Here is a 25,653-nt window from a genome sequence, read left to right as displayed (position 1 = left end):
GCAGTTCGGTCCGACCCGCCCTCGCGCCATCGACTCCTCCACAGGCGGCGAATCGGCGGATTTGTCCACGGATGCCACCTCGCGCCGCCCGCCATGTGTGCGGTGCGGGCACGGTATGGGCATGTGCGAACGCGGAGAGATCGTGACGACGGCGCGTCTGCGCCGGAGCGGGGTGAGTGGACAGGCGTTGCGACAGATGGTGGATGCCGGAACGATCCATCGGGCCCGGCGCGGTGTCTACACGACACCCGCGACGTGCCCGGCGATCCGGGCGGTCGCCGCACACGGCGGACGTGTCGGATGCCTCACCGCTGCACGGCACCTCGGGCTGTGGACGCTCTCCCCTCCGGGTGCGCCCCACGTGTGGATGTGCGACGGGCAACGCCGCTACCACGACACCGGATGCGGATGCGTCGAGCACTGGGATGACGGCCCGCGCGGCGATGCCGGCGCGACACCGAGCGTGCCCCGCATTCTCTGCCAGATCTTCCGCTGCGTCGGCGTCGAGGAGTTCTTCGTCGTTCTGGAGTCAGCGCTCCGGCAGCGCATGATCACCGAGGAGGGGTTGCGGTGGCTGCGGAAGCGATCAAACGCGGTGATGCGCGAGGCTCTGACGCTCGCGCGGGACGACGCCGACAGCGGTCTCGAATCATTGCTGCGCTGGCGTCTGAGGCGTCACGGGCTGCGTGTGCGGACACAGCGGAGCATCGCGAGCGTCGGTGTCGTCGACGCGTTGATCGGCGACCGGCTGCTCGTCGAGACCGACGGTGTCGAAGGCCACAACTCCGCACCCCACCGGCATAAGGACCTCGTCCGCGACGCTCACGCCGCACTGTGGGGATACATGACACTGCGCTTCGACTACGCGATGGTCGTGCACGACTGGGAACTCGTGGAGGCGGCGATCCTCGGGGCGCTCCGCACGTTGGGAGGCGCGCGGCCGTGAGTGCGAACCGAAGTGCAAGGGATCAGGGGCGACACGCCGCGGGGTGCCGCTCGACACCGGCGTGTCGGCCACGAAGCCTTGCAGTTACGTCAGGAGACGGGGCGAGCCCGGGCGGGCGGGTGAGGTCAGTCGCGCGGGCTCAGGAGGTAGGCGTTGAGGGATGCCGTGAACTCGGCATCCGTCGGGAGTGACGTGTCGTCGATCGCGGTGAGCGGAGCGGCGAGCCGGATGCTCGAGACGAGCCACGCCGCGTCGACGTCCGCGAGGGCCGCGGCGGGGATCGTGTCGTAGCCCACGACGAACCCTCGTTCCGACAGGTGCTCGAACAGGCTGAGCTGCGTCGTGCCGTGCAGGATGCCGCCGTTCGGCGCGGGCGTCAGGAACGTGTCGCCGCGGCGGACGATGAGCGACGCGGTCGGCGCCTCGAGGACGTACCCGTCGCTCGAGAGGAAGATCGCGTCGTCGGCGCCGCGGCGCTTCGCTTCACGCAGGGCCGCCATGTTGACGGCGTACGACAGCGTCTTGGCGCCGAGGAGCAGCCACGGAGCCCGGGCGGGTACGTCGATGGCGTACCCGCGGTCGAGCGTCACGGCGCGGACGCCCTCGGTACGCGCACGATGGAAGTCGGATGCCGCAGCCGCCGTCACCCAGGCGGTCGGTGCGGGGCCGTGCTCGACGCCGCGGCTGAGGATGAGCTTGATCACCGCCTCCCCCGGCCCGCAGTGCGCGGCAGCAGCCTCGATCGCCGCGCGCCACTGGTCGAGGTTGGGGGCGGGGAGTTCGCAGAGGCGCGCCGAGTGCGCGAGGCGTTCGAGGTGGGCCGTGACCTCTTGCGGGTGGGCGTCGACGACGCCGATCGACTCGAAGATGCCGTCGCCCCGCTGGGTGCTCAGCTCTCCCACGGTGAGGGCGGGCGCAGCCGGGTCGAGCGACGTGAAGGTGTCGGTCCAGTCGGCGCGCTGCTCGCCGTCGTCCGCCGGATCGATCATGAGCGCGCCGTACCAGACCATGTGCCGAGCCTACGCCCGGGAATGAACCTGGCCGCACCGCTTGTTACACTGATTCAGCCGGGCCGCAGTAACCCCGGGCTCCATCTTTCGCCGCTCCGAGCGGCCTCGCGCCGAGAGGCGTTCTGCGGCCCGGCACTTTCGTGCGGGGACTCGGAACGCCTCTGCCGCGCAGCGGCCGCAGACTCCGGGCGTTCTGCAGCCACCGCATCCGCGCGTCAGCGCAGCTGATCCCGTCGCCACAGCCCCGCACTCGCCGTGAGATCGCCGGCGTAGGTGTCGAGGCGCAGGGCGCGGGTCGTGAAAACGGCGGCCCGCTCGGGCTCGGTCGCGTCGTAGTCGTCGGCGAGGTCGGCGGCCCCGGCGGCGACGACCCGGCAGAAGGATGCCGCACGCTCGAGCGCGACGGCGAAATCGCCCACGAAGACGCCCCGGAGGATCACGTCGACGAGCTCCATGAGCTCTTCGGGCCCGGCGGGTGTCGGAGCGCCCGCGACGACGTCGTCGACCGTGTTGCGCGCCGCGCGGCCGCGCTCGTAGAGGTACGCCGCGGTCTCGGGATCGTCGCGCACCATGAGCTGCAACAGGTACAGGCGCCACAGAGCGCCCGGAAGCGAGAGGGCCGCCGAGTGCGACCACAGCTCCGCGAGGGTGTCGATGCCGTGCGTGTCGGTGAAGGTCACGAGTCGGTCGACGACATCGTCCTCGGGTTCGTCGCGCACGCGGGTGAGGAGCGCGGCGGCCGTCGCGTGCGCCGCGCGCGACACCTCCGCCGGGTCGGTCGATCCGAAGCGGCGGTCGAACGTCGACGCGGGCCGCTGGACGGGCCTGTGGTAGTCCCGGCGGTCGTCAGTCATCCATCCAGGGTACCCGCGGGCGCCGTGGGCGGCCCGGTGCCGCGACCGATCAGGCGGTCGGGACGGCCACGATCGGCGTCGTCGTGGGCACACCGCTGGGCGCCCCCCCGGCCTGCTCGACCGTGACGGCGATCGTGTCGCCCGGCTCCATCCTGCCGGCGAGTTCCGCCGTGCTCGCGCCGTCCGACGCGTCGAAGGTCCCCGCCGGGATGGGCGTGTCATCGCGCACGTACCAGAGCTCGAACGTCTGGTCGTCATCGATCGCGGGCAGCCCGTCAGCGACGAGCACGACCTTGCCGACGCTCTCCGACCAGTGCAGCGTGGCGCTGCCACCGTCGAAGGTCGCGGCGGCGATCGAGGCATCCGGCGCACGTTGGATCTCTTCGAGCGCGACGACCGACGCCGGCGTCTGCCACAGGTGCGACAGCGCCCCCGCGCCCCAGCCGATGCCCACGAGCAGAACGATGGACGCCGCGAGCGCGAACAGCCCTCGGCTCCAGTTGCGGCGCTCGATCGTCTGGATCATCTCCGTGTTCGGCGCCGGCTCGGCCGTCTCGGGAGCGGTCTCGCCGGCGGGGTCGGGTGTCTCCTCTGCAGGCTCCACAGGCGCGGCAGGCTCCACAGGCGCGCCGACCATCTCCCGCAGGCGCCCGCGCAGCTCGGGCGGGGGAGCGACCGGCGCGACGACGTCGGCGAGGGATGCCGCGGTCTCGGCATCCATCCCCGCGATGTGCTCCCACTCAGGGTGCGCCGCGAGGGCGTCGCGGTAGGCCTTCTCGTCGTCGGGCGACAGCGCCCCGAGGGCGTGCCCGGCCGAGAGCTCGGCGAACTCGTCGTGGTTCACGGCGTCACCCCCATTTCCTGGCGCAGTCGCGAGAGTCCGTCTCGCATTCTCGTCTTGATCGTTCCCACCGGCGTCGCGGTGAGCGCCGCGATTTCGCTCTGACTGTAACCGCCGAAGTAGGCGAGGGTCAGCGCTTCGCGCTGCGGGCCGGACAGCGCCTCGAGCGCCCGTGCGACGCGTCGGCTCTCGACGCGCAGTTCGACCTGCTCGGCGACCCCGTCCTGCGGTGTGTTCAGCTCTCGCAGCCCTGCCCGCTCGTCACGGTCGGCGCTCGACTGCGCCGACCGCACCCGGTCGACGGACCGCCGATACGCGATCGTCATGACCCACGTCCTCCCCTGCCCCTTGTTCGGAGCGAACGACGCAGCGGATTGCCACACGTCGAGGAACACCTCCTGCAGCACCTCCTCGCTCTGGGCGCGGTTGACGACGACACGCAGGATGAGGCCGAAGACGCGCGCCGAGAGCATGTCGTAGAGCTCGGCGAACGCGCCGTGGTCGTGCGCGGCGATGCGGGCGAGCAACTCCGCGGCGTGGTCGCGCGGCGGCGAGTCCCCGTCCGGATCTTCCGTCACATCCACGCCATCGATGACCATCTCCCCCAGCATGCCTCATCCCCCGATCATTGTCGCGCAGCGCTCGACCGGCGGCGCCTCGGCATCCGTCATCCGAAGGTGAACGAGTAGACCTCCACGCCCGGTGCGACCTCGACCGTGAGGGTGCCGTCGCGATTGCCGCCCGGCGCCACGACCTCGTACGACCGCGGCGTGCCGGAGACCTCGATGCGCGTGCGGGCACCGTCGGCATCCGTCACCTGCACCTGGCCGCTCCCGGCCATCACCATGCGCACCTCGCCCGCCCGGTAGTGCAGGCGGATGCCGGCAGGGCTCTCGCCGGAGGGCGTCGCGAACTGGGTTTCGACCCGCCACGGGCCCTCGAGCGCGAACGTGTCCCCGGCCTGTTCGGCGGGAAAGGCGTAGGTGCGCTCGCCCGCACGGTAGGCGTCCGGCCCGGCGAAGTTGACGTCTTTGCCCGATCCAAGGAAGGTCTCGGGCGTCGTCGAACCGTTCTGCGGGGTCTCGTCGGCGACGTCGGTCGCGGGAGGAAGGGCGACACTGGGGTTCGCGTCTTCGAGGAGCTCGCGGATCATCTTCTCGGTCGCGGCGTAGTTGCCCTCGCCGAAGGAGATGTGCCGCACGGTGCCGGACGCGTCGATCAGGTAGTACGCCGGCCAGTAGCGGTTGCGGTAGGCGGTCCACGTGGAAAGCGCGTTGTCGAGCGCGACGGGATAGGTGATGCCGAAGTCCTCCGCTCCCGCGGCGACGTTCCCGGCATCCTTCTCGAACGCGTACTCGGGCGAGTGGATGCCGATGACGTCCAGCCCCGCGTCGCGGTACGCCTCGTCCCACGCGACGACGTGCGGGATCGAGCGCTGGCAGTTGATGCAGGAGTACGCCCAGAAGTCGATGAGCACGACCTTGCCGCGGAGGTCGGCGAGTTGCACGCCCGCGCCGTCCGGCGTGTTCAGCCAGCTCTCGATGCCGCGGATCTCGGGGGCGGTGCCGCATGATTCGAGCTGTTCGGCACCGTTCGTGCAGTTGTCGAGCTCGCGGTTCTCGTCGGTGACGATGCCGCCGAGATTCAGAGCCTTCGCGGCCTGCTCGTTGTCGGTGAGGTCCTGCTGCAGCTGCGCGGTGTAGTCGGGCAGAAGGCGCTGGAGCTGCTGCGGGACGTTGAAGAGCAGCCCGACGGCGAGCGCGAGCATCGCGACGCCCGCAGCGATGCGCAGACCCCGCTCGCGCGTGCGGAACGCACGGATGCGCTCGACGACGCCGCGCCCGGCGAGGGCGAACACGAGGAGCGGGATCGCGACGCCGATTGCGAAGGATGCCGTCAGCAGCACCGTGTCGAGTCCGATCCGTCCGGTCGCGCCCGCGACGATGATCGCCGCGAGGACAGGCCCGGCGCACGGCACGAACACCGCCCCGAGGGCGAGGCCGACACCGAACCCGCTGCCGCCGTTGGCGACCTCTTTGCGCGGGATCCACTGGAAGGGCTTCTCGAGGAGCTCCTCGACCTTCGGGATCAGCAGGCCCACGCCGATGAGGACGAGCACCGCGATGCCGACCCAGCGGATGACGTCCTGCGGGAGGTTGAGGAGCCCGAGGAGGAGCGAGCCGACGAGCGTCACGAGGGTGAAGCTCACGACGAGACCGGCGATCACGAGGTACGGGCGGCTGCGGCGGGCGGGCGCGGGAGCCCCGGCATCCGCACTCTCGAAGCGCGCTGACTGGGCGCCGCCGGTGAGGAAGATGACCGGCAGCACCGGCAGGATGCACGGCGAGATCCCGGTGATGAGTCCGCCCAGCAGGCCGATGATGATGAGTTCCATGACGCCCCGTTCCTGGCCCCGCCCTGTCGGGGGTCGATGTCAGGGGTCGTTCGAGGCGGGCGGGTTTTCGGATCGATCCGAGAATTCCCCCATCCGATTCCGACCGGTCTCCGAAGAACCCTCGAGGCCGCGCTCCGCGGCTTCCGACCAATCGGAGGCAATCATGCTCAGCAGCAAGAAGAAGATCACCGCCGCTCTCACTCTGACCCTCGCGGGAGCCTTCGCCCTCTCGGCGTGTTCCTCGGGGTCTGCGGAGCCCGAGGCGACCACTCCCGCTATGACCGAGGAGTCCAGTCCGTCGGCGACGCCCGAGGGCATGACGGACGACGCGATGGCGAACCTCGTCGGCCCCGGCTGCGCCGACTACGCCGAGGCGGTCCCCTCGGGCGCCGGCTCGATCGAGGGCATGTCGCAGGAGCCTGTCGCCGTAGCGGCATCCAACAACCCCATGCTCACGACCCTCACGGCGGCCGTCAGCGGCCAGCTGAACCCTGACGTGAACCTCGTCGACACGCTCAACAGCGGCGAGTACACCGTCTTCGCGCCGGTCGACGACGCCTTCAAGAAGATCGACTCGGCCACGATCGACTCGCTCAAGACCGACAGCACGACGCTGACGAACATCCTCACGTACCACGTCGTCGAAGGTCAGATCGAGCCGTCCGACATCGCCGGAATGCACACCACCCTCCAGGGCGGCGACGTGAACGTCACCGGCTCCGGGGATGACTGGATGGTGAACGACGCCAAGGTCATCTGCGGCGGCGTGCAGACCGCGAACGCCACCGTGTACCTCATCGACACGGTGTTGATGCCCGCGAGCTGATCGATCCTTCGGCCTGATCGATCACGCGGGTAGGGCGGCCGTCGGCGCGGGGGTGCCGGCGGCCGCTGTCGCGTGCGCGCGCTAGGCTCGCGATGCCGACGGCCGCTGGCGTACTTCAGTCCGTCATATGGAGCCGAGCCTTGCGCGCACCCGCTAGTTCTCCGGCGCGCGCTCCAGCGTCACGATCGCGTGGCAGTTTCGACATCGGACGTCGCACTTCGCCACCTCGGCTTCCGGGGCCACGCGGCTGAAGCCTTCCTTGACCATCCGCATGACATCCTTCCGCTTCTTCAGGGCAGGACGATGATCGAAGTCAAGCACTCGGATGTCGTCGGTGCCACAATCGACGCACGGATGCCGGAAGAGATACTCCGCAAGGAACGCCTTGAGCTCCCGTCGACGTCTGGCTGTCCGTTCGACGATTGTGCGCACGTGCTTCTCACGGTTTTCCGCGTAGTAGCGTCGCGAGGCTTCGCGATTGCAGTCGCGACATGCTTCCTGCAAACCGTCGGTGCGGGCGCGCTTTCGGTTGAATGCTGCGCACGGCTTCTGGATTTTGCACATGGAGCATCGTTTGGAAGTCTGTGGCGAAACAGTCGTCGACGGCGTCACGCTGTCGCTGGGTGCGGTCGGCATAGCTCCTGACTATCAGGACCTACCGACACTCGCGGTGGTGCCCCCACAGGGGCTCGAACCCTGGACCCACGGATTAACCTGCTGCACTGGGCTTTCCCCAGCCACCGATACGGCTTGCAGTCTGGACTATATCTTCACCTTCGGCCGAGCCGGTCAGGTGCGCCGCGTGTAGTCTCTGAGGTTCCCTGGCGGTTACCTGCTGATTACCCAATCCCTCGGATTGTCACTGCCGGAATGAATCCGGCGAGTACCTCGGGCTCTCAGGGCGTCCCAGCATATAGCGGCGGTCATCCGACGTATTTCGACGCCGGCGCTCCATCTTTATTGTGTTGAAGTCCGTTGCTCTAACCAACTGAGCTATAGGGGCTCCACCAGCCTACCAAGTCACGTACAGGCGTTGTCGCGCCCGCGTTCCGGACGGAGGCGCACCTCCTACCCTGTGGTGGCGATGTCCGGCCGCCGGAGACCAGCGACGACGGCGCAGAAATCGCGATCGCACCGGCTCCGGCGTCACGCCCGTGAGCCTGCCGGCGCCTCAACGACGTCCGGTTCCCACCGGAGGATGTCGCCGGGCTGGCAGCCCAAGACGCGACAGATCGCGTCGAGCGTCGTGAACCGCACCGCCTTCGCACGCCCGTTCTTGAGCACCGAGACGTTGACGGGCGTGATGCCGATGGCGACGGCGAGGTCGGAGACACTCATCTTCTTGCGGGCGAGTTCGACGTCGAGGTCGACGATGATCGGCATCACACCACCTCCGCCATCTCCTGACGGAGCGACGTCGCCTGCACGAGAAGCCCGCGCATGACGAACACCACGAGGGCGAGGCCGGCGAGGGTGATGAGCGCCAGCATCCCCATGAGGGCAAGGAACGGGCTGCCGGCTTGCGCGTCGCTGATCACCGTCATCCCGACGACGACGATGACCCCGGCGACGACGAGGGAGGCGATGATCGCGTCGACCCAGCGGAACGACTGCGGGGCGAAGACGGTGTCGTGGAAGACGAACGTCAGAAGCCTCCAGACGCACACGAGGATGACCTGGCCGCTCGCCAGCAGCGCGGCGACGAGCAGGATGCCGGGGACCTGGAGCTCGGAGAACTCCGGCGCCGTCCGCGCGAGGCCCGCAGCGATCATCGGGACCAGCAGCGTCTGACACCCCACCAGTGCGGCGAACAGGAGAACGATCAGTGCTTTCGTCACCCCGATGAGCGAAGACCCCATGCGCGTTCCTCTCGTTTATCGTTGTTCAGATATCGATAAACGATAGATGCTCCCTGGTGTCGACACAAGGTGCGCGTGACTCACGCTGCGACGTGAGAAAGGGGATCAGTGCCGCAGGGTCACTCCATCGCCACGGCGTAGCCCGACACGACGATGCCGCCCTCCGCGGGGATGTCGACCGTCAGCTCACCCGGTCGTCCGACGTGGGCACCCTGCTCGATGATGATGCGGCCGGGCACCGGCACCGCGCCGAGGTCGCGCAGATAGGCGCCGAAGGCGGCCGCTGCGGAGCCGGTTGCGGGATCCTCCGTGATACGGCCCACGGGGAAGAGGTTCCGGGCGGCGAAGCGACCTCGCGCGAGGCGGTGCGCGAGGGTGATCGTCGCGGGCCAGCCCCGCTCATCCATCAGAGCGCGGACGGCATCGGGGTCGAACGTGAACCCGTCGAACACGTCGCGATCCTCGAGGACGATCACGGGGTGCGGGTTTCCAGCATCCGCGAGGCGAGGTGGCAATGCATCATCGAGCGCGTCCTGATCCAGCCCCACGAGCGTGAGGATGCCGTCGAGGTCGGCGCCGGGCAGGTCGCTCACCCGCGGAGCGACGCTCGTGAACGCGGCCCGGACGCCCCCGGCATCCGTCGACACGGCGATGTCCACAGGCCCGACCGGCGTCGCGAAGCGGATCGCACCGGCGGCATCCGCTCGTCCCCGCTCGGCGAGCGCCACGGCGGTCGCGATGGTCGCGTGTCCGCAGAAGGGGACCTCGGCGATCGGCGAGAAGTAGCGGATCGCCACCGCCCCGTCAGCGGTCTCCCCCGTGACGAACGCGGTCTCGGCGAAATCGACGTCGGCGGCGACGCGCTGCATCTCGGCATCCGTCATCGCCCCCGCATCGAGCACCACGCCGGCCGGGTTCCCGCCGCCCGCCGACGTCGCGAAGGCCGCGTACCGGAGCACCTGCGTCACGCGTACAGTCCGCCGATGCGCGTGATGATCGTTCCGGCGAGGTTGACGGCCCAGATGACGACCACGACGGTGCCGATGACGGTTCCCCCGATCCAGACCCATAGCGGCGTCCAGCCTCCCGCCACGGTGCGACGGCGGAGCACGACGGCGCGGCCGATCATGTAGACGGCGGCGCCGGGGCTCGCGAGCGCGAAGAACGACCACGCCCAGTGGAAGGGCTGCACGACGCCGCGCCGGCGGAGCTCTCGCCAGTCGAGCCAGGAGAACACGATGAACGCGGCGATCGCTCCCCAGCTGATGAACGAGATCCAGAGCGAGGCCACCTGCCACTGCAGAACGTCGGAGGTCGCCCTCGGATCGCTCGCCGAGCGGACGAGGATGTCGATGTACTCGTTCCAGTCGATCAGGAAGATGCTGAAGAACGGCACGATGCTCGCCGCGATCGCGAGCCACACCCACACGGTGTTGGTGTCGACATCGGCCTTCGGCGCCGCGGGCGCATAGGCCGGTGCCACGGGATAGGACGGTGCCACGGGATAAGACGGGGCTGCGGGATATCCCGCCCCGCCGGGATGGGCGACGGCCCCCGGGACGGTGGCCGCAGGGGGCGCGGGTGCCGCAGGGGGCGCGGGTGCCGCAGGGGGCGCGGGTGCCGGGGCCGCTGGGGCGTACTCGCCGTACCGGGGCGCCGGCCGCACGTCGGGTGTCGGCTCGGGAGCCGTGACCAGAGGCGACGGTGGCGCAGCGGGCACGGACTCGGTCGCGGGAGGGACGGGGCAGGCATGCGCCGTCCACTGGGCGCCGTCCCACCAGCGCTGGCGTGCCGGATCGGACGGGTCGGGGTACCAACCGGCCTGAGCGCTCATGCGGATGCCTCCACGTCCGCGCCGGCGGCGGCGAGTTCGGCGAGCGCAGCCTCGGACGATTCGGGCGCCACCCCCGCGATGAGATCGGTGAGAACCCGCACCTGCAGACCTGCGGCCACGGCATCCAGCGCCGACGCGCGGACGCAGTAGTCGGTCGCGATGCCGGTCACGTCGACGTCGGTGACGGCGTGCTCGGCGAGGAGCTCGGCGACCGTCTTCCCCTCCTCGGTCGTGCCCTCGAACAGGGAGTAGGCGGGCTTCCCTTGCCCCTTCTTGACCTCGGCGGTGACGGCGGAGGTGTCGAGCTCCGGGTCGTAGGCGGCCCCCTCGGTGCCGGCGATGCAGTGCACGGGCCAGGTGTCCACGAAGTCGGGGGTTCCCTCGAGGGCGATGTGCCCGCCGTTGTCGGAGTCCGGGTCGTGCCAGTCACGCGATGCGACGATGAGGTCGTACTCCCCCGCGTGCGCGGCGAGGTGAGCGGTGATGCCCGCGGCGACCGCGTCACCTCCCGCGACGCCGAGTGCGCCGCCCTCGGTGAAGTCGTTCTGCACGTCGACGATGAAGAGGGCTCTGGTCATGCTCCGAGGCTATCGGCTCCCGTGCGCGGCGCGCGGTGTTCACACCTCCGGAGATCCGGTGCGTGCGCGGCGCAGGGACCGGCGTGTCGCCTTCTCGGGAGCCGCATCTCCGGAGTTCTGAACGTCCGGCGTCGAAGAGGCGTGCACAGGCGCGTGCAGCGCGGCGTGCGCCTCCACCGTCGGGATCCCCGGCTTCGACAGGCGCGACGGCCACCAGATCGCACGCCCGATGTCGTACGACAGCGCCGGCACGAGCAGAGAACGCACGACGAACGTGTCGAGCAGCACCCCGAAGGCGACGATGAACGCCAGCTGCGCGAGGAACAGGATCGGGATGACCCCGAGCGCCGCGAACGTCGCGGCGAGGACGAGCCCCGCCGACGTGATGACGCCGCCGGTGGCGACGAGTCCGCGCAGGATGCCGGGGCGCGTGCCGTGACGCAGCGACTCCTCCCGCACGCGCGACATCAGGAAGATGTTGTAGTCGACGCCGAGCGCGACGAGGAAGACGAATCCGTAAAGCGGCACCGCGGGGTCTGCGCCCGGGAAATCGAGAACGTGGTCGAAGACCAGGGCGCTGACTCCCAGCGCCGCCCCGAACGAGAGGATGACGCTCGCGGTCAGCAGCACCGGCGCGAGGATCGAGCGCAGCAGCAGCATGAGGATCACGAGGATCACGGCCAGGATCACCGGGATGATCACGGTCCGATCGCGGATCGAGGTGTCGTTGGTGTCGACGTCGATCGCGGTCGGCCCGCCCACGAGCGCCGTGCCCTCACCGAGCTCGTCGGAGAACCTCGTGCGGAGGTCGCGGATCGTGTCCTCGGCGGCAAGCGAGTCGGCCTCGTCGCTCAGGGTCGCCACGAGCAGCACGTCGCCGTCAGAGACCGTGGGCTCGGCCGCCGGGGTTCCGGGAGGGCCGGCCTGCGTGTAGACCGGGGCCCCGTCCTCGACGGTCACCTCCAGCTGGCCCGAGAGCGCATCCTGCGAGACCGCCGCGACGCTGTCGATACCGTCGGCCTCGTCGAGCACGCCCACGGCATCCGCGACCCGGTCCTCGGGCACGATGACGTAGGCGGGGCTTCCGGAGCCCGCCGGGAAGTGATCGGCGAGGACGTCCTGCCCGTCGCGCGCCTCCGACGCGCCGAGCACGAGGTCGCTCTGCGGCACGCCGTCGGCCTTCAGTTGCAGAACACCCGCGGATGCCGCGAGCAGCACGACCGTCGTGATGATCCACACCGGGCGCGCGTGCCGGGCGATGAGGCGCGCCTGACGCGCCCAGAAACCCTTCACCGGGGCATCCGGGTTCTCGACCAGCGCCTCTGCGGCATCCCCCGTGTCGCGGAAGTCCGCGGCTTCCGGAATGAACGGCCAGAAGGCCGCGCGCCCGAAGATCGCGAGGAGCGCCGGAAGGAAGGTGAGGGCCGAGAGCACGGCGAAGACGATGCCGATCGAGGCGATGGGGCCGAGCGCCCGGTTCGTCGCGAGGTCGCTCAGCAACAGGCACAGGAGCCCGGCGATGACGGTACCGCCTGCCGCGACGATCGGCTCGAACGCGCCGCGCCAGGCGCTCAGCGTCGAGTCCCACCTCGTCTTCCCGCGCGCGATCGCCTCGCGGTAGCGTGCGACGTAGAGGAGCGCGTAGTCGGTCGCGGCGCCGATCACGAGGATGAAGAGGATGCCCTGCACCTGCCCGTTGAGGACGAACACCCCCGCCTTCGCGAGCCACCACACGGTGAGGAGCGCGACGCAGAGCGCGAACGTCGAGGTCATGAGCACGAGGATCGGCAGGAGCGGCGAGCGGTAGACGATCACCAGGATTACGAACACCGCGCCGAGGGCGACGGCGAGGAGCAGCCCGTCGATGCCGAGGAATCCGGCGACGAGGTCGGCGGTGAAGCCGGCGGGGCCCGTGACCCAGGCATCCAGGCCGTCCGGCAGGTTCTCGGCGATGCTCCCGCGCACCGCCTCGACCGTCTCCCCGACGTCGCCCGACGACTCGATCGGGACGAACAGCTGCACGGCCTCTCCGTCGTCGGACGGCAGCGCGGGCGAGATCTCCCCCACCCCCTCGACGGCGCCGATCGTGTCGGCGAGGTCGGTGACGTCGGCGAGCTGTGCCTCCGTGAGCGCGCCGTCTCCCGTAATCACGACGACGGCGGGGATCGTGTCGCCGCCGGTGAAGTCGGCCAGCCGCTCCTGCACCTGCGTCGACTCCGCCGAGGACGGCAGGAAGCTCGACTGGTCGTTCGTGGCGACCTCGTCGACCTTGCCGAAGTACGGCCCGCCGATCGACCCGCCGACCAGCCAGATGAGGATGAGGAGCACCGGGATGCCGATGCGAAGCCACCGCGAGGGCGTGGACGACGAGCGAACGCGAGAGGTCATATCGCTAGCTTAGCTAGCAATTTGCGCGATGCGCATCTGGAAGTCATGAGTCCGCCCGCCGGATAGGCTCACGCCATGGTCCCCGCCGCTCTCGCGTTCGTCGGCGCGCTCGTCTACGGCTCCGCGGACTTCCTCGGGGGACTGGCCGCACAACGGCTCCGCGCGGTGGTCGTGACATCGATCTCGGCCGCCGCCGGCACGGCGCTTCTCGCCGCGCTCCTGCTCGTCGCCGGCGGGACGCCCACGTCCGCGGACCTCGTGTGGGGCGCCCTCTCCGGCGTCGCGGCCGCGATCGCCATCTCGTTGCTTTACGGCTGCCTCGCCCTCGGGCCGATGAGCGTGCTCTCCCCGATCACCGCGGTCGTGTCCGCCCTCGCCCCCGTCGCGTGGGACGCGGCGACCGGCGGCGCACCCCTCGGCGCCGGGGCGCTCGCGGGGCTCGCCCTCGCGGTCGTCGCGATCGTGCTCGTCGCGTTCCTGCCGGGCCGAGCGCGCCCGCGTCCCTCGTTCCGGGCTCTCGCGATGGCCGTCGGGGCGGGGCTCGGCATCGGAGCCTTCGTCATCCTCCTCGACCAGATCTCACCGGCTGCAGGGCTTGCGCCCCTCGCGGCAGGGCGGGCACTCAGCGCCATCCTCACCGGCTCCGTCGCGCTCGTCATCGTCGCCCTCGCCGTTCGCGCCGGCCAGACGCGATCGGGTGCCCTGCGGCCCCCGGTCGAGGGCGTCGAACCTGATCCAGGGCCACTGCGCACCGCCGTCGTCCTCACGGTCGCCTGCGGGCTCGCCGTTGCATCTGCCAACGCTCTGCTGTTCGCGGCGCTGCGAGCCGGAGAGAGCCTGTCGGTCGTCGCGGCGCTCACCGCGCTCTATCCGGCCGGCACGGTCATCCTCGCGGCGCTCGTGCTGCACGAACGACTCGTCCCTGCGCAGTGGGTGGGACTCGCGCTCGCGCTCGTCGCCGGCGTGCTCCTCGCCGTCGGCTGAGGATCCGCCGCCAGCAGGGTCAGCCCCGCGCGAAGTACAGGACCCAGCTCGCGACGAGACTCAGGATGCCCAGAGCCGCCATCCCCGCTGCCGCCCAGACGATCCGGCGGAAGCCCGGAGGGCGATGGGTGAGCCGCATCCGTCCGCTCCACCCGTGCCGGTACCAGATCGTCGCCTCGTCGCGCCCCGACAGCGCCTCGGCCTCCGCCGGGGTCGCGACCGCGCGGTTTGCGTCGCCGTCGGCGTCGTACCACCGGACGACGGTGTCATCGCCCTCGCGGTCGACGAACGCCGTCGCGGAGAGCCAGGTTCCATCCGCCGCCCACAGCGCGACGAGGACGACGATCAGCGCGACCGCGCCGCCGAGGCCGATCCAGGTGAAGATCTCGAGCAGGATGTCGACGCTCGCGGGGGCGGACGCGTTCATGCGTCCCCCGCGCGGCGGGCGACGGTCGAGCGCATTCCTGCGTCGGAAGTCATGGGTGAATCCTCATCCTGTTCCCGCGGAGCCGTCGCGTCACCGCCTGCACCGTCGAGAGCCCCAGCAGCGTTGTCAAGCGAGTCTCGCATACGCGGCGCACTCGGAAGAACGGTACCGTGATGGAGGCTCAGGGCCGGCAGCTCATCGCGCCCTCGCCTTCCGGCCGACGCCACATCGAAGGGTGCGAAGCAATGACGAGGACCATCCGCGGCGCCGTCCTCACGCGCATCGGCGCCGAACCGCCGTACGCCGGGTCGGCGCCGCTCCGGATCGAGGAGCTCGAACTCGATGACCCGCACGCCGACGAACTGCTCGTGCGCATCGAGGCGGCCGGCGTCTGTCACTCCGACCTCTCCGTGGTCGACGGCAATCGAGTGCGGCCGGTGCCGATGCTCCTCGGCCACGAAGCTTCCGGCATCGTCGAGCAGGTCGGCGAGCGGGCCGCCGCCGACGGCTTCTCCGTCGGCGACCGCGTCGTGATGGCGTTCCTGCCGCGCTGCGGCGAGTGCGACGGATGCCGCACCGGCGGCATCATGCCCTGCACCCCCGGCACGGCGGCGAACAACGCGGGCTTGCTCCTCTCCGGCGGTACGCGCCTGCACCGGCCGGACGGCGAACGCGTTTCGCATCATCTCGGCGTGTCCGGCTTCGCGACCCACGCCGTCGTCGACCGTCGCTCGGCCGTCGTCGTCGGCTCGGACGTGCCGCCGGAGGTGGCGGCGATCCTCGGGTGCGCGGTCCTCACCGGGGGCGGCGCCGTCGTCAATGCCGGCGCCGCGAAGCCGGGTGACGACATCGCGATCGTCGGCCTCGGCGGCGTCGGCATGGCCGCGCTGCTGACCGCCGCATCCCTCGGGCACGGACGTGTCACCGGCATCGATGCCGTCCGCTCCAAGCTCGACATCGCACGCGCGCTCGGCGCGGACGAGGTCTACACCCCCGACGAGGCGGCCGAAGCAGGCATCCGGGTGCCCCTGGTCGTCGAGGCGGCCGGGCACCCCCGGGCGTTCGAGACCGCGTTCGCGCTGACCGCCCCCGGCGGGCGCACCGTCACGGTCGGGCTGCCGGCGCCATCGGCACGCTCCGAGATCTCCCCTCTCACCGTCACCGCCGAGGCGCGGACGATCGTGGGGTCGTACCTCGGTTCGGCGGTCCCGTCCCGCGACATCCCCGGCTACGCGCAGCTCTGGCGCGAGGGGCGCCTGCCGGTCGAGCGCCTGATCTCCGCCCGCATCGCGCTCGACGACATCAACACCGCAATGGATGCCCTCGCGGACGGCTCTGCCCTCCGCCAGGTGATCGTCTTCTGACGCCGCACCGACACCGCACGAACGCGAAACGGCCCCGGTGATCCGGGGCCGTTTCGTCGTGGTTCTTTCGTGGAGCCGCCCAAGGGAATCGAACCCTTGACCTTTTCATTACGAGTGAAATGCTCTGCCGACTGAGCTAGGGCGGCGCATGACGCGACGCGCCGTGCACGATCATCGATCCTACAGGACCGGGAGAGGTCCCGCGAACCGTCACGGTCGCCGGCGCGGAGCCCGGCGCGCGGCGGCGTCCCCTCGCCCCACCCTCGCGACAAGGTGTCCGCGTGTTACGCGCAGATTTCGGCGGACTGTGAGCCGCTCGTACGGTCGGAGAGGCACTGCGACGAGGCGAGCGTGAGACCCGACCGCGGTGATCATGCGAGCGCAGTGTCCGACCCAAGAGGCCCGACACAAGGAGCGCACCACCATGCCCAGCAAGAAATCCCTCATCGCCGTCGCGGCGGCCCTGCCCCTCGCCCTCCTGCTCGGCGCGTGCGCGTCGGGCGGCGGCGACACCGCCGGGAGCTCCGACGACGGTGCGACGACCGAGACCGTCAAGATCGGCGTCGTCGGCGCCGGCGACCCGTACTGGGAGACCTTCACCGAAGCCGCGGCCGACGAGGGCATCGACGTCGAGATCGTGAACTTCGACTCCTACGACCAGCCCAACCCGGCCCTCGCGGCAGGCGAGCTGGACCTCAATCAGTTCCAGCACATCATCTACCTCGCAACCTACAACGTCGCCGCGGGCGAAGACCTGCAGCCCATCGGTGCCACCGCGATCTACCCGCTCGGCCTCTACTCGACGAAGTACGACGACGTCGCCGACATCCCCGCCGGCGAGACGATCGCGGTGCCCAATGACGAGTCGAACCAGGCGCGCGCCCTGCTCGTCCTGCAATCGGCCGGCCTCATCGAACTGAAAGACGGGGGTCGATCTTCTCCACCGTCGCCGACATCGAGGACTCGTCGAAGGTGAAGGTCGAAGCGGTCGCGGCCGACTTCACCGCCTCGTCCCTCCCCGACTTCGCCGGCGCCGTCGTCAACAACGACTTCGTCGCCAAATCCGGTCTCACCAGCGACGAGCTGCTCGCGCAGGACGACCCCGCCGACGAGTCGGCGTTCCCCTACATCAACATCTTCGCCGCGAAGGCCGAGGATGCCGAGAACCCGACGTACCTGAAGCTTGTCGAGATCTACCAGGACACGAAGGCCGTCCAGGACGGCGTGCTCGAGGCATCCGGCGGCACGGGCGTGCTCGTGAAGACTCCGGTCGCCGACCTCGTCGCGTCGCTGAAGAAGACCGAAGAGAGCATCCGCTCCCAGCAGTGACACCGGTGCGTGCGGCCCGTCCCCGGTCACCCGCGGGGCGGGCCGCGTACGCGTGCCCGGATGTCCCCACGCGTCCGGACCGACCCACCGATGCTCTCCATAAGGACTCTTCATGACCCTCATCCGCCTGCACGGCGTGACCAAGACCTTTCCCGCCGCAGATCGCAGCTCGGCCCCCGTGACGGCCGTCGACGACGTCACCCTCGAGATCGCCGCCGGGGAGATCTGCGGCATCATCGGCTACTCCGGCGCCGGCAAGTCGACCGTGCTGCGCCTCGTCAACGCCCTCGAAGTCCCCACATCGGGCAGCGTCGAGATCGACGGTGTCGACATCACGCGCCTGGGCGAGCGCGACCTCCGGGGCGCTCCGCGGGGACATCGGGATGATCTTCCAGCAGTTCAACCTGTTCGACTCGCGGACGGTCGCCGGCAACGTGGCGTACCCGCTGGAGGTCGCCGGGCGTCCCCGCGCCGAGATCCGCGCGCGTGTCGACGAGCTGCTCGCGTTCGTCGGCCTCGCCGACAAAGCACGAAATCGTCCCGAGCAGCTCTCGGGAGGACAGAAGCAGCGCGTCGGCATCGCCCGCGCGCTCGCGACGAACCCCCGCATCCTCCTCGCCGACGAGGCGACGAGTGCGCTCGACCCCGACACCACCGCCGACGTGCTCGCGCTGCTGCGCCGCGTGAATACGGAGCTGGGCGTGACGATCCTCGTGATCACCCACGAGATGGATGTCATCCGCACGCTCGCCGATCGCGTCGTCGTGATGGAGGACGGACGGGTCATCGAAAGCGGCACCGTGTTCGACATCCTCTCCGCCCCCGCCCACCCCGCCACGGCGCGGTTCGTCTCGAGCATCATCGAAGACGTCCCCTCCGGCGACGACCTGGCGACGCTCCACGCCCGTCACCCCGGCCGCCTCATCACCCTCGATGTCCGTGAAGGCACGACCACCCAGGCTGACGTGTTCGCCGAGCTCGCCGCCCACAGCGTGCGGTTCGAAGTCGTGCACGGCGGCATCAACGACATCCGCGGGCGAGTGTTCGGTCACCTCACCCTCGCCGTGACCGGTGAGGCGGATGCCGTGGCGCGCGCGATCGCGGGCGCCTCCGCCTACGCCGACCTGACCGAGGAGGTCACCCATGGATAGGCTCGTCGACCTGTTGCCCGAGCTCTGGGACGCGACCGTCGAGACGCTGTACGTCGCGACCACCGGGCTCATCCTGGGCGGGTTCGCCGGACTCGCCCTCGGCATGGCGCTCTATGCGACGCGCCCGGGGAGTCTCTTTCCGAATCGGACCGTCTTCGGGGTCCTCAACGTGATCGTGAACACGTTCCGTCCGATTCCGTTCATCATCCTGCTTGCGGCGGTGCAGCCGCTCGCGCGCGGGCTGGGACTTCCCGGCATCGGAGCGCCGTTCGCGATCTTCGCCATCACCATCGCGTCGCTTTTCGCGATCAGCCGCATCGTGGAGCAGAACCTCCTGACCGTGCGGCCGGGCGTGATCGAAGCCGCGCGCGCTGCGGGGGCGAGCCGCTCACGCATCCTCTTCCGTCTCATCCCCCGCGAAGCGCTCGGTCCCCTCATCCTCGGCTACACGTTCGTCGTCGTCGCCCTCGTCGACATGACCGCGATGGCGGGCGCCGTCGCCGCCGGAGGACTGGGAGAGTTCGCGATCAACTACGGCTTCAAGCAGTTCAACCCGTGGGTGACGTGGGCGGCCGTCCTCGTGATCGTCGTCATCGTGCAGGCCGTGCAGTTCGCCGGGAACGCACTGGCCCGCCGGGTGCTCCGCCGCTGACGGAGCACCGGAGCGAGCCTCGCCCTGCGCACGCATCGATCAGCGCGCGCAGGTGAGACCGTCCTGAGGAACGGTGCCTTCGAGCAGGTACTGCTCGACCGCGTCGTCGACGCACCGGTTGCCCTTGTTGTAGCCGGTGTGACCCTCGCCCTCGCGGGTGACGAGCACGCCGGACGAGAGCTGCTCGGCGAGCGACACCGACCACGCGTACGGCGTCGCCGGGTCGTTCGTCGTACCGACGACCACGATCGGCGCAGCGCCCTCGGCGGCGATCTTCTCCCGCACGCCCGTCGGCGGGAAGGGCCACGATTCGCATACGTCGACGCCGTCCCAGTACGGCGCGATCGTCGGGGCCTTCTCCGCGATGAGCGCGTCGGAGGCATCCTTGTCGGCCTGCGAGGTGTCCACCGGGTAGTCCATGCAGTTGTATGCACGGAAGGCCTCGGTCGAGTTGTCCTGGTACAGGCCCTTCCCGATGCGCCCGTTGTAGAAGTCGGCGAGCTGGAAGGCGACGTCCGGGTCTCCGGTGAGGGCGTCGGAGAGCGCCTGGCTGAGGTAGCTCCAGCTGTCTTCGGAGTAGAGCGCGGCGATGATGCCCGTCATGAGCGAGTCGGCGCCGAGCATCCGTCCGTCGGATGCCTTCAGCGGCTTCGCGTCGACGCTCGCCAGCAGTGTCGCAAGGTCGTCCATCGCGTCGTCCACCGAGCCCGTGAAGGGGCACCCGCGCCCGTCGAGGCAGTCGGCCATGTAGGCGCGGAGCGCCGACTCGAACCCGACGGCCTGCGTCGTGCCGACCTCGAGCCCAGACACCGACGGGTCGATCGCGCCGTCGAGCACGAGACGCCCGACACGCTCGGGGAAGAGCTTCGCGTACGTCGCCCCGAGGAAGGTGCCATACGAGTAGCCGAGATAGTGCAGCTCGCGGTCCCCCAGCACGGCCCGGAGCAGGTCCATGTCGCGCGCCGCGTTGTCCGTGGTGATGTCGCCCAGGATGCCGTCGGAGTTGGTTTCGCACGCGGCGACGAACTCCTCGTTACGCTCGGTCAGCTCGGCGCGCCAGCCGTCCGACCCGCGCGGGTCGGCGGGGATGTCGTAGAGGTAGGCATCCATCTGCGTACCGTCGAGACAGCTCACCGCTGTCGACCGCCCGACACCGCGCGGGTCGAACCCGATGACGTCGTACGCATCGAGGAGCGGCTGTCCGACGGCGAACGACGCGGAGTCGGCGATGAGATCGTAACCACTGGCCCCCGGGCCGCCGGGGTTGGTGAGGAGGGAGCCGATCGCGTCGCCGGAGGAGGCGGCTCGACGGATGACGGCGAGCTGGATCGTCTCGCCGCGGGGATCGGACCAGTCCAGCGGCGCCGTGACGCTCGTGCAGTCGTAGCTGCCGGCGTCGGAGCCGTCGCACGCCGACCAGTCGAGCGGCTGCGCGTAGAAGTCCTCGAAGCCGGCGGGGGCGCCGTCGACGTCGGGCTCTCGGCTCGGCGCCGGAGTCGGCGACCCGTCCGGCGGGATCGCGGCATACAGGCATCCGGAGAGCATCGTCGCAGCCAGCACGAGGCCGGCCGCGGCGACCGCGACACGTCGGAGGGGGGAGCGTCGGAGAGTGTTCACGGGGTCCTTCCGCTGGCGACGGTGATGAGCAGGCTCTCGAGGGCGAGGGCCGGGGCCGCGTTGCCTTCGAGGTTCGTGCGGGTCGCTGAGATCCGGTCGAGCACGGTGAGCGTGCGTTCGGGCGTCCAGGCGGCGGCAAGTCCTTCGAGGTCGGGCGCGAGCTCGCGGTTGATGAGGTCGCCCGACTGACCGAACTGGATCATGAGCGTGTCGCGGAACATCGACTCGAGGTCGGTCAGCACACGGTCGAGGCCGTCGCGGAGGCTCCGCGTCGCGCGACGCTTCTGGTCGTCTTCGAGGGCGTTCAGCTGGCCGCGGACGGCGGGCGGCACGGCGGCGCCGGGGGCGACGCCGAGAGTCCGCAGGAGCGCCTCGCGCTCGGCCTCATCGCGCTCTGCGGTGAGGGCTTTGGCGTCTTCGGTCGCGAGTTGGACGATGCGGGCGGCGGTCTCGACGGCGGTTCCGACCCCGCGGACGGCGAGCACGCCGCGGAGCGTCTCCTCCCGGCGGGCGCGGGCGTCGGCATCCGTCGCGAGGCGCACCGCCATGCCGATGTGACGCTGCGCGAGGCGGGCCGACTGCTCGGCGACGGCGGCATCGACGCCGGTGCGCGCCACGATGAGGCGCGCGACGTCCGCGACGTCCGGTTCGCGCAGGCGGAGCGTCCGCACGCGCGAGCGGATCGTCGGCAGCAGGTCCGCCTCGCTCGGGGCGCAGAGGATCCAGACCGTCCGCTCCGGAGGTTCTTCGAGGGCCTTCAGGAGCACGTTCGAGGTGCGCTCGACCATGCGGTCGGCGTCTTCCATCAGCATGACGCGATAGCGGCCGAGCGACGGCGAGAAGTACGAGCGCTCGACGAGGGCCCGCGCGTCTTTGATCGTGATGATGACGCCCTCGGTGCGGAGAGTCGTGAGGTCGGGATGCGTGCCCGCGAGCACCTGGCGCATCGCCGCCTCGTCACCCGGCTCGGCGATGAGCGCCGCCGCGAACGCCGCCGCGAGCGTCGAGCGCCCCGAGCCGGCGGGTCCCGTGATGAGCCACGCATGCGCGAGCTGCGCGGGGTCGGATGCCGCCGCCTGCAGCTGGGTGAGCGCATCGTCCTGCCCCCAGACATCGCTCCACGGGAGCGGGGAGGGGGCGACGTCGGTCATGCCGACCAGCCTAAGGGGTGGGTGCGACACGCCGGGGCGCGGGGCCGGGGGTCAGAGGAGGGCGGCGAGCCGGGCCTGGACGGCGGCGGCGAGGTCGGCGGCGGGCCGGGCCGCGTCCAGCACGAGGAAGCGCTCCGGCTCCGCGGCGGCGAGCCCGAGGAACGACTCGCGGACGCGAGCGTGGAAGTCGGCCTCTTCGGCCTCGAGGCGGTCGAAGGGCTTGTCGTCGGCGTCGAGACGCTCGCGCGCCGCCGCCGGGTCGAGGTCGAGCAGCACCGTCAGGTCGGGGAGGGCGCCCTCGGTCGCCCAGAGCGACAGGTCGCGGATCTCCCCGGCATCCAGCACACGCCCCGCCCCCTGATAGGCGACCGACGAATCGAGATAGCGATCCTGGATCACGACCTCGCCGCGGGCGAGTGCCGGGCGGACGAGGGTCGCGACGTGCTGGGCTCGGTCGGCGGCGTAGAGGAGCGCCTCGGCGCGCGGCGCGACCTCGCCGCGGTGGTACAGGACGATGTCGCGGACGAGCACCCCGACCTCGGTGCCGCCCGGCTCGCGCGTGCGGAGCGTCTCGCGGCCCTGCGCGCGCACCCACTCCTCGAGGAGCGTCGCCTGCGTCGTCTTGCCCGCGCCGTCGCCGCCTTCGAAGGTGATCCAGACGCCGGGCCGCGCCGCGGCCGCCATCACTTCTTCTTGGCGGCGGGCTTGCGCGCCGTCGACGTACGCCGGGTCGTGCGCTTGGGCGCCGGGCCCTTCGCGCGCTTGTCGGCGAGCATCTGAACGGCCACCTCGAACGTGATGTCGTCGGGCGTCTGGCCCTTCGGGATCGTCACGTTGGTCGTGCCGTCGGTGACGTAGGCGCCGAACCGGCCGTCCTTGATGCGGATCGGCTTGCCGCTCTCCGGGTCGGCCTCGAACTCCTTGAGCGAGGTCGCGGCACGGTTGGCGTACTTCGGCTGCGCGTAGATCTCGAGAGCCTGCTCGAGGGTGATGTCGAAGATCTGCTCCTCGCCCGAGAGCGAGCGCGAGTCGGTGCCCTTCTTGAGGTACGGGCCGTACGGACCGTTCTGCGCCGTGATCGGGGTGTCGGTCTCGGGGTCGACACCGACGGTACGCGGCAGCGAGAAGAGCTTGAGCGCGGTTTCGAGGTCGATCGTCTCGGGCGACATGCTCTTGAACAGCGAGGCGCGGCGGGGCTTGGGGGCCTCGACCTTCTTCTTCGCGGTGCGCTTCTTCGGGGCATCCGCCGCCTCTGGCACGGGCTCCGGCTCGGGCTCGGCGGGCAGCACCTCTTCGAGGTACGGACCGAACCGGCCATCCTTCACGACGATGTCGCGGCCGTTCTCGGGATTCTGCCCCAGCACGCGATCGCCCGCGACGGGCGCGTCGATGAGCTCGCGCGCCTTCTCCGGCGTGAGTTCGTCGGGCGCCAGGTCGGAGGGGACGTTCACGATCCGCGAGGTGCCGTCGCCGTTCGGGACGTCGAGGTACGGTCCGTAGCGACCGAAGCGGAGGGCGGCGACGTCGCCGATCGGTGTCGTGTTGATCTCGCGCGCGTCGATCTCGCCGAGGTTGTCGATGATGTTGCGGAGACCCACGTGGCCGTCGGAGCCGAAGTAGAACTCGTTCAGCCAGGCGACACGCTGCTGCTCGCCACGCGCAATGGCATCGAGGTCGTCCTCCATCGCGGCCGTGAAGTCGTAGTCCACGAGGTCCGAGAAGTGCTGCTCGAGCAGGCGCACGATGCTGAACGCGAGCCAGCTGGGGACGAGCGCCTGACCGCGCTTGGTGACGTACTCGCGGTTCAGGATGACGTCGATGATCGACGCGAACGTGGACGGCCGCCCGATCCCCTTCTCCTCCAGCGCCTTGACGAGGCTCGCCTCGGTGTAGCGGGGCTTGGGGCTCGTCGCGTGACCCTTCGGCTCGACGTCGCGGAGGTCGAGCACGTCACCCACCGCCAACTGCGGCAGCGACTGGTCATCGGCCTTGTCGGCGTCGTTGCGCTTTTCGTCGCGGCCCTCCTCGTACGCCTCGAGGAAGCCCTTGAAGGTGTAGACGGTGCCGGATGCCGTGAACGTCGCCGTCCTGCCGCCCGCTTCGGCGTCGAGGGTGACCGTGGTCGTCTCATACTTTGCGTCGGACATCTGCGAGGCGATCGTACGCATCCAGATGAGCTCGTAGAGCCGCGCCTCGTCGCGATCGAGGAGCGCGGCCACCGATGACGGACGGCGGAACTCCTCACCTGAGGGCCGGATGGCCTCGTGCGCCTCCTGGGCGTTCTTCGAGGTGTTGCGGTAGCTGCGCGGGTTCGGCGGCACCGCCCGGTCGCCGTACAGCGCGACGGCCTGAGCCCGCGCGGCGGCGACGGCCTGCGTCGACAGCGCCGTCGAGTCGGTGCGCATATAGGTGATGTAGCCCTTCTCGTAGAGCCGCTGCGCGACGCCCATGGCGTGCTTGGCGCTCATCGAGAGCTTGCGCCCCGCCTCCTGCTGCATCGTGGAGGTCGTGAAGGGCGGCTTCGGGCTGCGCGTGCCGGGCTTCGCCTCCACGCCGACGACCGTGATCTCGCCGGCCGCTTCGAGGGCGGCGGCGAGTTCCCGTGCCTCGTCCTCGCTGAGGACGACGACGGCCTTCTTCAGCTGCCCGGCATCGTCGAAGTCGGTGCCGCGGGCGAGCGGGGCGCCGTCGATGCGGGTGAGGCGGGCACCGAAGGCGTCGGCGGGCGCGGCGGGGGCGGACGCCCTGGCCTCGACATCCCAGTACGACGCGGAGACGAAGGCCATCCGCTCGCGCTCGCGGTCGACGACGAGACGGGTCGCGGCCGACTGCACGCGGCCGGCGCTCGTCCCCTGACCGACCTTGCGACGCGTGACGTCCGAAACGTCCCAGCCGTAGAGGCGGTCGACGATGCGGCGGGTCTCCTGGGCATCCACCTGCGCGAGGTCCAGCTCGCGGGGGTGCTCGACGGCCGCCTGGATCGCGTCGCGGGTGATCTCGCGGAACACCATGCGCTTGACCGGGACCTTCGGCTTCAGCGTCTCGTACAGGTGCCACGCGATGGCCTCGCCCTCGCGGTCGCCATCGGTCGCGAGGATGAGTTCGTCGGCGGTCTTGAGTGCGCGCTTGAGTTCGGCGACCGTCTTCTTGCTCCGGTCGCTCTCCGCATAAAGAGGAGTGAAGTCGTTCTCGATGTCGATGGAGTACTTGCCGACGGAGGTCTTCTTCAGCTCGGCCGGGATGTCCTTCTTGTCGGCGAGGTCGCGAATGTGTCCGACGGAGCTGAGCACCTCGTAGCCGTCGCCCAGGTATCCCTGGATCGACTTCATCTTCGTCGGCGATTCGACGATGACGAGCTTCTTGCCCTTGGAGGCGCTGGATGCCGCCGCTTTCGCGGTCGACGGCCGTGTGCTCTGAGCCACAGTGGCTCCTTTCTTCGATGCACAC

General features: G+C 70.2%; 22 protein-coding genes, 1 tRNA gene and 3 pseudogenes. 7 read left to right on the top strand and 19 right to left on the bottom strand.

Going from position 1 to position 25,653, the window contains the following annotated elements; all coding sequences use genetic code 11:
* Positions 1-121: 121 nt before the first annotated feature.
* A complete protein-coding gene (locus tag AC3ENQ_RS07685) occupies positions 122-946 on the top strand; it encodes a DUF559 domain-containing protein (RefSeq protein ID WP_431803268.1) in 825 nt (274 codons plus the stop codon).
* A gap of 125 nt (positions 947-1,071) precedes the next feature.
* Here the strand turns inward: AC3ENQ_RS07685 and AC3ENQ_RS07680 are convergent, their stop codons facing one another.
* From AC3ENQ_RS07680 to AC3ENQ_RS07660, 5 genes are all read right to left on the bottom strand, one after another.
* Complete coding sequence (locus AC3ENQ_RS07680) at positions 1,072-1,956, bottom strand: aminodeoxychorismate lyase (RefSeq protein ID WP_431803266.1); 885 nt, start codon at positions 1,954-1,956, stop codon at positions 1,072-1,074.
* A 215-nt stretch (positions 1,957-2,171) separates the two neighbouring features.
* The gene (locus AC3ENQ_RS07675) at positions 2,172-2,810 is read right to left on the bottom strand and encodes a DNA-directed RNA polymerase subunit beta (RefSeq protein WP_431803264.1); all 639 of its coding nucleotides are present in this window, start codon (positions 2,808-2,810) and stop codon (positions 2,172-2,174) included.
* Positions 2,811-2,859: 49 nt separating this feature from the next.
* Positions 2,860-3,654 carry an anti-sigma factor gene (locus AC3ENQ_RS07670; RefSeq protein ID WP_431803262.1) on the bottom strand — a complete coding sequence of 265 codons (795 nt, stop codon included), beginning with the start codon at positions 3,652-3,654 and terminating at the stop codon, positions 2,860-2,862.
* On the bottom strand, positions 3,651-4,262 hold the full coding sequence (gene sigK, locus AC3ENQ_RS07665; RefSeq protein WP_431803260.1) for an ECF RNA polymerase sigma factor SigK: 612 nt from the start codon (positions 4,260-4,262) through the stop codon (positions 3,651-3,653). Before sigK ends, AC3ENQ_RS07670 begins: the two co-directional genes overlap by 4 nt.
* Before the next feature lie 56 nt (positions 4,263-4,318).
* Positions 4,319-6,046 carry a cytochrome c biogenesis protein CcdA gene (locus AC3ENQ_RS07660; RefSeq protein WP_431803258.1) on the bottom strand — a complete coding sequence of 576 codons (1,728 nt, stop codon included), beginning with the start codon at positions 6,044-6,046 and terminating at the stop codon, positions 4,319-4,321.
* A gap of 163 nt (positions 6,047-6,209) precedes the next feature.
* Here AC3ENQ_RS07660 and AC3ENQ_RS07655 point away from each other — a divergent pair, with 163 nt between their 5' ends.
* A complete protein-coding gene (locus tag AC3ENQ_RS07655; protein WP_431803256.1) occupies positions 6,210-6,872 on the top strand; it encodes a fasciclin domain-containing protein in 663 nt (220 codons plus the stop codon).
* 153 nt (positions 6,873-7,025) lie between these two features.
* Here the strand turns inward: AC3ENQ_RS07655 and AC3ENQ_RS07650 are convergent, their stop codons facing one another.
* The 8 genes and pseudogenes from AC3ENQ_RS07650 to AC3ENQ_RS07615 all read right to left on the bottom strand — a co-directional run bounded on the left by AC3ENQ_RS07650 (position 7,026) and on the right by AC3ENQ_RS07615 (position 13,531).
* Positions 7,026-7,508, bottom strand: a complete 483-nt coding sequence (locus AC3ENQ_RS07650; RefSeq protein WP_431803254.1) for a hypothetical protein — start codon at positions 7,506-7,508, stop codon at positions 7,026-7,028.
* Positions 7,509-8,018: 510 nt separating this feature from the next.
* Positions 8,019-8,255 carry a helix-turn-helix domain-containing protein gene (locus tag AC3ENQ_RS07645; RefSeq protein WP_431803252.1) on the bottom strand — a complete coding sequence of 79 codons (237 nt, stop codon included), beginning with the start codon at positions 8,253-8,255 and terminating at the stop codon, positions 8,019-8,021.
* A complete protein-coding gene (locus tag AC3ENQ_RS07640; protein ID WP_431803250.1) occupies positions 8,255-8,731 on the bottom strand; it encodes a DUF2975 domain-containing protein in 477 nt (158 codons plus the stop codon). Before AC3ENQ_RS07640 ends, AC3ENQ_RS07645 begins: the two co-directional genes overlap by 1 nt.
* Before the next feature lie 119 nt (positions 8,732-8,850).
* Positions 8,851-9,699: a PhzF family phenazine biosynthesis protein gene (locus AC3ENQ_RS07635; RefSeq protein ID WP_431803248.1), complete on the bottom strand. Its 849-nt coding sequence runs from the start codon at positions 9,697-9,699 to the stop codon at positions 8,851-8,853.
* Positions 9,696-10,232, bottom strand: coding sequence for a hypothetical protein (locus AC3ENQ_RS07630; RefSeq protein ID WP_488185849.1), 537 nt, complete (start codon positions 10,230-10,232; stop codon positions 9,696-9,698). Before AC3ENQ_RS07630 ends, AC3ENQ_RS07635 begins: the two co-directional genes overlap by 4 nt.
* 237 nt (positions 10,233-10,469) lie before the next feature.
* Positions 10,470-10,565: pseudogene (locus tag AC3ENQ_RS07625) on the bottom strand (DUF2510 domain-containing protein); the annotation flags it as partial.
* A complete protein-coding gene (locus tag AC3ENQ_RS07620) occupies positions 10,562-11,143 on the bottom strand; it encodes an isochorismatase family protein (RefSeq protein WP_431803246.1) in 582 nt (193 codons plus the stop codon). The gene AC3ENQ_RS07620 and the pseudogene AC3ENQ_RS07625, both read right to left, overlap by 4 nt.
* A gap of 39 nt (positions 11,144-11,182) precedes the next feature.
* Entirely contained in the window at positions 11,183-13,531 is a 2,349-nt protein-coding gene (locus tag AC3ENQ_RS07615) for an MMPL family transporter (RefSeq protein ID WP_431803244.1), read from the bottom strand.
* 75 nt (positions 13,532-13,606) lie between these two features.
* Between AC3ENQ_RS07615 and AC3ENQ_RS07610 the strand changes: the two genes are divergently transcribed.
* Complete coding sequence (locus AC3ENQ_RS07610; RefSeq protein ID WP_431803242.1) at positions 13,607-14,515, top strand: EamA/RhaT family transporter; 909 nt, start codon at positions 13,607-13,609, stop codon at positions 14,513-14,515.
* A 19-nt stretch (positions 14,516-14,534) separates the two neighbouring features.
* Here the strand turns inward: AC3ENQ_RS07610 and AC3ENQ_RS07605 are convergent, their stop codons facing one another.
* On the bottom strand, positions 14,535-14,942 hold the full coding sequence (locus AC3ENQ_RS07605) for a hypothetical protein (protein WP_431803240.1): 408 nt from the start codon (positions 14,940-14,942) through the stop codon (positions 14,535-14,537).
* 245 nt (positions 14,943-15,187) lie between these two features.
* On the opposite strand from AC3ENQ_RS07605, the gene AC3ENQ_RS07600 reads away from it, so the two are divergent.
* Positions 15,188-16,306, top strand: coding sequence for an alcohol dehydrogenase catalytic domain-containing protein (locus AC3ENQ_RS07600; RefSeq protein ID WP_431803238.1), 1,119 nt, complete (start codon positions 15,188-15,190; stop codon positions 16,304-16,306).
* Between the two features lie 70 nt (positions 16,307-16,376).
* Here AC3ENQ_RS07600 and AC3ENQ_RS07595 read toward each other — a convergent pair.
* Positions 16,377-16,452 (bottom strand) — tRNA-Thr (locus tag AC3ENQ_RS07595).
* Positions 16,453-16,730: 278 nt separating this feature from the next.
* Between AC3ENQ_RS07595 and AC3ENQ_RS07590 the strand changes: the two are divergent.
* From AC3ENQ_RS07590 to AC3ENQ_RS07580, 3 genes and pseudogenes are all read left to right on the top strand, one after another.
* Positions 16,731-17,635, top strand: a pseudogene (locus AC3ENQ_RS07590) (MetQ/NlpA family ABC transporter substrate-binding protein).
* A 112-nt stretch (positions 17,636-17,747) separates the two neighbouring features.
* A pseudogene (locus tag AC3ENQ_RS07585) lies at positions 17,748-18,786 on the top strand (methionine ABC transporter ATP-binding protein).
* Entirely contained in the window at positions 18,779-19,438 is a 660-nt protein-coding gene (locus AC3ENQ_RS07580) for a methionine ABC transporter permease (RefSeq protein WP_431803236.1), read from the top strand. Before AC3ENQ_RS07585 ends, AC3ENQ_RS07580 begins: the two are co-directional and overlap by 8 nt.
* Before the next feature lie 39 nt (positions 19,439-19,477).
* Here AC3ENQ_RS07580 and AC3ENQ_RS07575 read toward each other — a convergent pair whose 3' ends face one another.
* The 4 genes from AC3ENQ_RS07575 to topA form a co-directional block, all read right to left on the bottom strand.
* Positions 19,478-20,983, bottom strand: coding sequence for an alpha/beta hydrolase (locus AC3ENQ_RS07575; protein WP_431803347.1), 1,506 nt, complete (start codon positions 20,981-20,983; stop codon positions 19,478-19,480).
* Positions 20,984-21,051: 68 nt separating this feature from the next.
* A complete protein-coding gene (locus AC3ENQ_RS07570) occupies positions 21,052-22,206 on the bottom strand; it encodes a DNA polymerase III subunit delta' (RefSeq protein ID WP_431803234.1) in 1,155 nt (384 codons plus the stop codon).
* Between the two features lie 51 nt (positions 22,207-22,257).
* Entirely contained in the window at positions 22,258-22,890 is a 633-nt protein-coding gene (tmk, locus tag AC3ENQ_RS07565; protein ID WP_431803232.1) for a dTMP kinase, read from the bottom strand.
* Positions 22,890-25,628 (bottom strand): type I DNA topoisomerase, encoded by a 2,739-nt coding sequence (gene topA / locus AC3ENQ_RS07560; protein WP_431803230.1) that lies wholly within the window; start codon positions 25,626-25,628, stop codon positions 22,890-22,892. Before topA ends, tmk begins: the two co-directional genes overlap by 1 nt.
* Positions 25,629-25,653 lie beyond the last annotated feature (25 nt).

It is taken from the genome of Microbacterium sp. bgisy203 (assembly GCF_057706945.1).
This window is presented reverse-complemented; position numbering and strand designations above follow the sequence as displayed.

Bases quoted from the DNA above. Each gene is read 5' to 3' on its own strand.
- AC3ENQ_RS07580 (WP_431803236.1), top strand. From the start codon at position 18,779: ATGGATAGGCTCGTCGACCTGTTGCCCGAGCTCTGGGACGCGACCGTC.
- AC3ENQ_RS07655 (WP_431803256.1), top strand. From the start codon at position 6,210: ATGCTCAGCAGCAAGAAGAAGATCACCGCCGCTCTCACTCTGACCCTC.
- AC3ENQ_RS07660 (WP_431803258.1), bottom strand. From the start codon at position 6,046: ATGGAACTCATCATCATCGGCCTGCTGGGCGGACTCATCACCGGGATC.
- AC3ENQ_RS07570 (WP_431803234.1), bottom strand. From the start codon at position 22,206: ATGACCGACGTCGCCCCCTCCCCGCTCCCGTGGAGCGATGTCTGGGGG.
- AC3ENQ_RS07650 (WP_431803254.1), bottom strand. From the start codon at position 7,508: ATGCCGACCGCACCCAGCGACAGCGTGACGCCGTCGACGACTGTTTCG.
- AC3ENQ_RS07645 (WP_431803252.1), bottom strand. From the start codon at position 8,255: ATGCCGATCATCGTCGACCTCGACGTCGAACTCGCCCGCAAGAAGATG.
- AC3ENQ_RS07685 (WP_431803268.1), top strand. From the start codon at position 122: ATGTGCGAACGCGGAGAGATCGTGACGACGGCGCGTCTGCGCCGGAGC.
- AC3ENQ_RS07575 (WP_431803347.1), bottom strand. From the start codon at position 20,983: ATGCTCTCCGGATGCCTGTATGCCGCGATCCCGCCGGACGGGTCGCCG.
- AC3ENQ_RS07620 (WP_431803246.1), bottom strand. From the start codon at position 11,143: ATGACCAGAGCCCTCTTCATCGTCGACGTGCAGAACGACTTCACCGAG.
- AC3ENQ_RS07640 (WP_431803250.1), bottom strand. From the start codon at position 8,731: ATGGGGTCTTCGCTCATCGGGGTGACGAAAGCACTGATCGTTCTCCTG.
- AC3ENQ_RS07600 (WP_431803238.1), top strand. From the start codon at position 15,188: ATGACGAGGACCATCCGCGGCGCCGTCCTCACGCGCATCGGCGCCGAA.
- AC3ENQ_RS07680 (WP_431803266.1), bottom strand. From the start codon at position 1,956: ATGGTCTGGTACGGCGCGCTCATGATCGATCCGGCGGACGACGGCGAG.
- AC3ENQ_RS07610 (WP_431803242.1), top strand. From the start codon at position 13,607: ATGGTCCCCGCCGCTCTCGCGTTCGTCGGCGCGCTCGTCTACGGCTCC.
- AC3ENQ_RS07675 (WP_431803264.1), bottom strand. From the start codon at position 2,810: ATGACTGACGACCGCCGGGACTACCACAGGCCCGTCCAGCGGCCCGCG.
- sigK (WP_431803260.1), bottom strand. From the start codon at position 4,262: ATGCTGGGGGAGATGGTCATCGATGGCGTGGATGTGACGGAAGATCCG.
- AC3ENQ_RS07605 (WP_431803240.1), bottom strand. From the start codon at position 14,942: ATGAACGCGTCCGCCCCCGCGAGCGTCGACATCCTGCTCGAGATCTTC.
- AC3ENQ_RS07615 (WP_431803244.1), bottom strand. From the start codon at position 13,531: ATGACCTCTCGCGTTCGCTCGTCGTCCACGCCCTCGCGGTGGCTTCGC.
- tmk (WP_431803232.1), bottom strand. From the start codon at position 22,890: ATGGCGGCCGCGGCGCGGCCCGGCGTCTGGATCACCTTCGAAGGCGGC.